Below are 7319 nucleotides of genomic sequence, written 5' to 3'. Positions count from 1 at the left end.
TCATGGCGCGAGACTCTCGACTGGCGCCATGACGCGGAACCATCAGCCTTGTTGCAGACGGTTGCTGATATACGGGATCAGGACATCCGCCTCATACTGAAACAATTTCTGCTATCCGAAGAAGAAGAAGAAGAAGAAGAAGAAGAAGAAGAAGAAGAAGAACATGATCATCATTGATGCTCGGACGATGTGGTAGTCGGTGTCCTGCTTGAGGAGCTTCGATAGTCTATCGCCTCCCAGTCAGGCAACAGACGCTGCAATTCTCCACTTGCGAGTTCCTCGTCGAACAGCCAGGTTGGTGAATATCCGATCCCCATCCCCGCCAGCAAAGATGCTCGCATGACCTCGCTGCTGTTGGTCTGCAGATTGCCCTGAACACGCACCACGCGCCTGGTGCCGACTGATTCCTCCGAACCCGGGCCGGCAGTAAAGCTCCATTCGTTGCGAGACACGGTTTCCGTATAAACGATGCAATTATGAGCCGAGAGATCCTCCGGCGCATGCGGCGGCTTGAGCCCCGCCGGCAGCCTGCGCAGGTACTTGCGATGCGCTACGAGCATCCGATGGGTAGTCCCGACACGCCTCGCGACCAGACTGCTGTCAGATAGCTCTCCAATGCGCACGGCTACGTCGATGCCAAGTTCGATAAGGTCGATGAAACCGTCGTGCAGCCGAAGGTCGATTTTTACGTTGCGGTGTTCGGCCAAGAATGCCTGCACGATTGGCATAAGCTTGCGCCGACCAAAGCCCACCGACGCGGCCACTCGCAGCCATCCGGTCAGTTGCTGCTCCCCAGTGCGCAACGCGCCTTCCGCCTCTGCAATTTCCTCCACTAGCCGGCGTACATGCTCGAAGTAGCGCTCACCTTCATCGGTGAGTGCGAGCGATCGCGTCGTCCGCGTAAGCAACTTAGCGCCAAGATCGGCCTCGAGCGCCGCCACCTGCTTGCTGATGGCGCCTTGCGTGACGTCGGCCTCGTGGGCGACCGCCGAAAAGCTTCCCGCCTCCACTACGCGGACGAACGTACGCATCGCCTGGAGTTTGTCCATATTTATTCCCACTAGGAATTTGTTATATGAGCATACACCACCTAAATCTTCGACTGGGAATCAACCATAGTTGTCTCACGCAAACGCCGCAGCACGCAAACGGCGCAAATTGAATGGAGACTCACATGAACAAGCCCGTAATCCTGATCACTGGTGCATTGACCGGCATCGGCCGTGCGACAGCGCTGGCGTTTGCTCGCGATGGCGGTCGCCTCGTTGTGAGTGGTCGCCGCGAGGAGGCAGGCCAAGAACTGGCGGCTGAGTTGCGCGCGCTCGGCGCCGAGGCTGAGTTCATCCGTGCTGACGTGCGCTTTGAAGTCGAGGTTCGATATCTCATAGAACGCACCGTCGAACGCTTCGGCCGCATCGACGTCGCTGTGAACAATGCAGGCACCGAAGGTGAAAGCTTACCCCTGACAGACCAATCGGCCCTCAACTATGAGGAGACCTTCACCACCAATGTGCTCGGAACGCTACTTTCCATCAAGCATGAAATGCGCGTGATGCTGGCTCAAGGTGGCGGCTCGATTATCAACCTGTCATCCGTTGCCGGCCAGGCTGGCATTGCAGGAGCGTCGGTCTACGTCGCCAGCAAGCACGCCGTGGAAGGCCTTACGAAGAGCGCTGCGCTCGAAGGTGCAAGCTCCGGCGTGCGCGTGAATGCAGTGGCCCCGGGGCCCGTCGCAACGGACATGCTAGATCGCTTTACCGGCAACAACGAAGGTGCCAAGTCCGGCTATTTGGACACCATCCCAGCGCGCCGGGCAGCCCAGCCCGACGAAATCGCGCAAACCATCGTTTTCCTGGGTAGCGACAAGGCGCGCTACCTCACCGGCCAATCGATCGCCGTCGATGGCGGCTATCTCGCCCAATAAACCAGTTTCCCCAACCCACTCTGAAAAGAGCTCAATCATGACTGCAATCAACGTACCGACCCGCGAGGAAGTCTCCCCGGCCAACCAGGCAATCTTCGACAAACTCAAGAGCACGCTCGGTATGGTGCCCAACCTGTATGCGACCCTTGCCCACTCAGAGCACGCACTTGGCAACTACCTGGCGTTCCAAAATGGCAGCAGCAGCGTTACGGGCACGGCTCGCGAAGTCGTGAACCTGGTCGTCAGTCAGGTCAACGAATGCGAATACTGCCTTGCGGCACATACCGCCATCGGCAAGATGCATGGCTTCACGGACGAGCAAATCCTGGAGATTCGGGCCGGCGCAGCGACCTTTGATGCAAAGCTGGACGCGCTGGCGCGCCTGACGCGCAATATCGCTCAGAATCGTGGCCACGCCGACCAGGCGCTTGTCGACGCGTTCTTCGCAGCCGGCTGGAACAAGGCAAATCTTGTGGATGCGATTGTCATCATCGGCGACAAGACCGTGACCAACTATCTGCACGCGACCACGCAAGTACCGGTGGATTTCCCCGCCGCTCCGAAGCTGCACACCTGAGTTACGCCTAGCAACGAGGCACCACAAAGCATCAAGAGGGCCTGGCCTCTCCCTAGGGGGAGGGGCCAGCGTTGCCTCACACGCCAAGCAAGCCTCTGCATAAATGCAGCAAGTTGTTCTTACTGGAACGAGAGCGGCAACACTTTTCCACCCGTAACAATTTGTGATGCCTCCTGCGCAGGCGGCTGCTAGCCCTTCCAGCAACCCAGCGCTTGCAACGCTTTTGTTTTGGGGTGCGCCCGGCAGGGCGCACTTACTTGGGGGTGAAAGTCCCCTACACACCCGGCAAGGGGAAGTGTTAAGCCGGAGGCAAGGGTTTCCCAGGCGACCGGGAGTCTGAAGGAAGTCCAAGGCAAAGCGCTGGTCTGACGAACGGGAAGCGGATATGAGGCGACGCATCGGGGTGACGGCCCGCCTGGCCCAGGCTTGCGGCCATTTGTTGCGCCACTGTATGGTGCAGGCGGTGGCAGCCTTCTACGATCTGGGTTGGCACACGGTCAAGTCGATCGATAAGGCACGCTTGCGTGAGGCGGTGGCCGATCCGGACTGGCCCAACATCCGCTATCTTGCCATGGATGAGTTCGCGCTACACAAGGGGCACCGATATGCCACGGTGGTAGTCGATCCCATTGGGCGGGCAGGTGCTCTGGATCGGACGGGGTCGCTCACGAGAGACCGCCCGAGCCTTCTTTGGACAGCTCCCCGCCGGCGTTGCGCAGCGTATCGAGGCCGTCGCTATCGACATGACGACCGCGTATGAGCTGGAGATCCGGGCGCATTGCCCGCAAGCAGAGGTCGTCTACGACCTGTTCCACATGGTAGCCAAGTATGGGCGTGAGGTGGTCATCGATCGAGTGCGGGTGGGTTCTACCGCCGCCCGGCGTGAGCGCAAAAGGCGTGGGAGCAATGGTGCGAGCAGGCTCGGCAAAGCCGAATACCTGCCCTGGAGTTGTTTGCGAAGCGTCTGCAAGGCTACTGGCATGACATCTTGGCCCGCTGCCGCCACCCGTTGAACACCAGCGTGGTCGAGAGCATCAACAACACCATCAAGGTCATCAAGCGCCGCGCGTACGGCTATCGCGACGAGGAATACTTCTTCCTCAAAATCCGCGCAGCCTTCCCCGAATTTCTCGATGAACCCAAAAAAGCCCGTTGTGGGAACGGGCTCTGAAATGAGAGAGGGGAAAGTTGCTCGCCGTTGGGAGCAACTGGATGCTACGCCAGCCAGCGCAGGACCGCTACCCATACAAAGGTGTCGCTCACGCCCGACGCTAGCGTCCCAGCTCGATCCTACGCAAAGTACTGGTGAAGCGCTTGCACTGCGGCGGCGCCCTCGCCAACTGCGGCGGCAACCCGCTTGACCGAGCCACTTCGTACATCGCCAACCGCAAATACACCGGGCAGGCTGGTCTCCATCGGAAAAACGGACCGGTCAAGCTTCCAGCGTTCCTGTGGCACTTGCGACCCGGTAAGGACAAACGCCTTTTCGTCTAGAGCAACACTGTTTTCCAGCCAACCTGTGCAAGGATCTGCCCCCAGGAACAGGAAGACGTGGGCTATATCGAAGCTGCGAAGAACCCCATGGGCACCGCTACACTGCACCGCCTCCAAACGCCCTTGACCTAGGAGAGCGCTGATCTCCGTTTCGACATGGAGCGTAATGTTCGGGGAGGCATTGATACGCTGAATTAGATAGTGCGACATGCTCGCCGCCAGCCCTCGCGACCGAACAAGCATATGCACATGCCGAGCGTGCTCGGACAGGAACACTGCCGCTTGTCCAGCAGAGTTCCCGCCTCCGACGACGATGACTTCCTCGCCTCCGCAGTAGGTCGCCTCTGTGAACGATGCGTTGTAGTAGACGCCTCTTCCCTCGTAGTCCACGAGGTTAGCCAGGTCTGGCTTCCTGTATCGTGCGCCGGTAGCGATAACCACGGCGCGCGCCTGGACGCACTCTCCGTTGTCCATCTCCAGGACAAACTCCCTGCCCTCCGTCCGCAGCTCAGCAACCGACACGGGCACCGCCACCTCCACCCCGAATTTTCTCGACTGCGCCAGTCCCCTTCCTGCAAGCGCCCTACCCGATATTCCCGTCGGGAACCCAAAGTAATTCTCGATCTTCGAGCTTGTTCCAGCTTGCCCTCCAGGAGCGGTTGCATCGAAGACAACCGAACGAAGACCTTCGGACGCTCCATAGACCGCGGCCGCCAGGCCAGCGGGCCCTGCGCCGACGACAGCCAGATCGAAGCGCCGGCCTTGCAAGGGTTCGGGACTTAACCCGACGGCGTCCGCAAGCGCCCGGATTGTAGGTCGGCGCAATACTTCGGACTTAGGCGTAATGACGGCCGGCAAATCATCCGGGACGATTCGGAATCGCTCCATGAGTGCCCGGGCTTCGGCTTGCTGGTCCAGATCCAGATACAGCGCCGGATAGCTGTTCCGGGACAGAAATTCCCTGAGCCGTAGCGCTCCTGCGGTCTGCTTCGACGCGATGACGACAACGCCGCCCGACGCCTCGTCCTCGATGAAAGATACGCGGCGAAGAATGAAGGCCCGCATGATGACTTCGCTTAGATCCGCCTCCGAGATCACCAGCGCGCGCATCCCCTCCGGATCGATGACGAGCAACTCCGCGTCGGTTTCCACGCGAACAGTCGCAACAGCGGCACGCCCCACAAGCGAGCCGATGTCTCCCGTGAACATTCCTGGGCCGCGTCTTCCCAGGCTATGGGAATCTATGGCGTTGCCGCGCTCGACTTCTAGCGAGCCGTTCAGCACGACATATGTGGGTATGTTCCTGTCCCCTTGACGGAAAAGGAGATGTCCCCCGGCAAACCTCTGCACGATCCCGTAACGGAGAATTCGACTGATCTGCCCTCCCGTGAGAACCGGGAATCTCTGGGCCCACCTATCATCCTCGGTTGGCCGGTCCGCCTTGCCTGATGCATCCATGACATCACTCCGTGCCGAAAGCCCATCTGGACCGAAGCTCATAGAGGCTCTGCCGAATGGGCAAATCAGAATCCACTGTAGCAACGCCAGGATGGCTCAGCATAGTGAGCATAGCGCATTTTTGTATCCTCAACGGTGCGCAGTGGCGGCTGCCGGTGACGACCGGTTGACGGCACAACCTACGCCGGCTGCGATTGCCCAAGATTACTAATCTGAACAAACGCCTCGGCCAGTTGCGAACGGACCGAGCTACGCAGCCACACCATCCCGACGCGTCGGGATGGACAAGGTTCGGGAAGAGGCCATCGGCGCAGTCGAGGATCTTGCTGGCCAATGACCGGCCAGTCTGGAAGCACAGATACGCCGAAGCCTTCGGCAACAAGGCTAGCAATGTGTTCGATGCCGTCCAGTTCGAAATGTACCTTGGTGCGCACCCCATGCGCGCGGAGGTAGTCGTCGGCCATCCTGCCCGCCACTACGTTTCGGTCATAGGGTATAAAAGGCTCACGTCCGGCCGTCGCCAGCACATCTTCGACGTGCATTCCGCTTTGGGTCAGGAGTATCAGCGGTTCCTCGCGAAGCAAGCGCCAGGCACACGTCTTGGGAAGTTCAAAAGCCGGATGCACAAGAATCGCCGAATCAAGTTCGCCGGACATGACTCGGCCCAGGAGAACGGAAGACGTACCGGGTTCGATAAAGATCGAGATGCTGGGATGCACTGCCATCCAATGCCGCAGCAAAGGCGGTAGCAGCCCCATCAGTGCCGTTGGTGTCGCCCCCAGGCGTAGTGGTCCAGCCGGAAGTCCTGTATCGGACGCGGCCGAGCGCAAATCCCTAACGTCGCGCAGAAGGTCCCGCGCTCGATCCCCGATTCGGGTACCTGCTACCGTCGGCTTCACCGTACGGCCCGACCTCACGAGCAACTGTGTACCAAGATCGCTTTCCAACGCGCGAATCTGCTGAGCCACCGTGGTCGGTCGAGATCGAGCTGCCGCGCCGCTTCGGCAATCGAACCTAGCTCCACCACCGCAAGGAAACTCTGTAGGAATCGGATATCCATAACACGCATTTTACGTGGTCTGAAGAAACAGGTGCCCGCTACTTTCGAGGGTCCGATGGGTGCACAGTCTTACCTCCGCATCCCATTGGCCATCAAACTGGAGCCAACATGCCCACCATCAATCCATCGAAGTCTGCGCAGCCCGCGCACCGCTGGAGACGGTCACCTCCTTCTCAAACCGCACCATGACTGACTGGCACTATGGCCTCGTCAACACCCGTAGCACCGATGGCATCGGTTTTTGCTACGTCGGTAGCACAGCAGGATCACTCCTCCGTGTCGCCGTCGAGCAGTTGCTCGCACCGGTGCTCCTGGGACGGGACTCGCCGGCCGTCGAGGGCCTATGGAAAGACATGCACCAGGAAGCACTCCTTCAGGGTCGCATGGGACGGTGATGCGCGCTCTTATTGAGACTTGTATAAATCATGACAGCCGATTCGAGTCTGACGCGTTATCTGATCAAGGCGTTGATCGGGAGTCGATTGCATGGCTGGGAAGATGGACGAAGCGACCAGAAAGCGGGTTCGCGCTGGACGGATGCTGTTAGCGAACAAGCTGGTCGCGGAGGTTGCGGCTGCGGTGGGCGTGGCTCGGCAGACGGTGTACACGTGGAAGGCGCGACTGGACGAAGGCGGCATCGACGCGCTGCGCACCATGGCCCGTGGACGGCCGTCGTTGCTCGACGACGCCCAGCGCGAGCAGTTGTGTCATGCCTTGCTGCAGCGCCCCACCGAGCATGGCTTTGGCACCGAACTGTGGACGCTCAAACGGGTGCGTCTACTCATCGAGCAACGCTTCGGGGTGTC

At 59.8% G+C, this 7319-nt stretch carries 5 protein-coding genes and 3 pseudogenes; 5 read left to right on the top strand and 3 right to left on the bottom strand.

Going from position 1 to position 7319, the window contains the following annotated elements; all coding sequences use genetic code 11:
* Positions 1–170: 170 nt before the first annotated feature.
* Positions 171–1049, bottom strand: a complete 879-nt coding sequence (locus ACYP5B_RS26130; RefSeq protein WP_459571637.1) for a LysR family transcriptional regulator — start codon at positions 1047–1049, stop codon at positions 171–173.
* Positions 1050–1174: 125 nt separating this feature from the next.
* Between ACYP5B_RS26130 and ACYP5B_RS26125 the strand changes: the two genes are divergently transcribed.
* The 3 genes and pseudogenes from ACYP5B_RS26125 to ACYP5B_RS26115 all read left to right on the top strand — a co-directional run.
* Complete coding sequence (locus ACYP5B_RS26125) at positions 1175–1924, top strand: SDR family NAD(P)-dependent oxidoreductase (RefSeq protein ID WP_459571636.1); 750 nt, start codon at positions 1175–1177, stop codon at positions 1922–1924.
* Positions 1902–2501, top strand: a complete 600-nt coding sequence (locus ACYP5B_RS26120; RefSeq protein ID WP_459571634.1) for a carboxymuconolactone decarboxylase family protein — start codon at positions 1902–1904, stop codon at positions 2499–2501. The genes ACYP5B_RS26125 and ACYP5B_RS26120 overlap by 23 nt, the downstream gene beginning before the upstream one ends.
* A gap of 370 nt (positions 2502–2871) precedes the next feature.
* Positions 2872–3672: pseudogene (locus ACYP5B_RS26115) on the top strand (transposase); the annotation flags it as partial.
* 119 nt (positions 3673–3791) lie between these two features.
* On the opposite strand, the gene ACYP5B_RS26110 reads toward ACYP5B_RS26115, so the two are convergent.
* Together ACYP5B_RS26110 and ACYP5B_RS26105 are read right to left on the bottom strand one after the other, a co-directional pair.
* Positions 3792–5453, bottom strand: coding sequence for an FAD-dependent oxidoreductase (locus tag ACYP5B_RS26110; RefSeq protein WP_459571633.1), 1662 nt, complete (start codon positions 5451–5453; stop codon positions 3792–3794).
* 179 nt (positions 5454–5632) lie between these two features.
* Positions 5633–6513 (bottom strand): annotated as a pseudogene (locus ACYP5B_RS26105) (LysR family transcriptional regulator).
* A 125-nt stretch (positions 6514–6638) separates the two neighbouring features.
* Between ACYP5B_RS26105 and ACYP5B_RS26100 the strand changes: the two are divergent.
* A pseudogene (locus tag ACYP5B_RS26100) lies at positions 6639–6902 on the top strand (mandelate racemase/muconate lactonizing enzyme family protein); the annotation flags it as partial.
* Between the two features lie 97 nt (positions 6903–6999).
* On the top strand, positions 7000–7319 hold a 320-nt coding region (locus ACYP5B_RS26095; RefSeq protein ID WP_459571632.1), incomplete at its 3' end, for a helix-turn-helix domain-containing protein.

The sequence above is a fragment of the Cupriavidus sp. 8B genome (assembly GCF_054589115.1).
Note: the sequence above shows the minus strand (reverse complement) of the source record. Positions and strands in the feature narration are given on the sequence as shown.

Coding starts and splice junctions, on each gene's coding strand:
- ACYP5B_RS26110 (WP_459571633.1), bottom strand. CDS start 5,453: ATGGATGCATCAGGCAAGGCGGACCGGCCAACCGAGGATGATAGGTGG.
- ACYP5B_RS26130 (WP_459571637.1), bottom strand. CDS start 1,049: ATGGACAAACTCCAGGCGATGCGTACGTTCGTCCGCGTAGTGGAGGCG.
- ACYP5B_RS26120 (WP_459571634.1), top strand. CDS start 1,902: ATGGCGGCTATCTCGCCCAATAAACCAGTTTCCCCAACCCACTCTGAA.
- ACYP5B_RS26125 (WP_459571636.1), top strand. CDS start 1,175: ATGAACAAGCCCGTAATCCTGATCACTGGTGCATTGACCGGCATCGGC.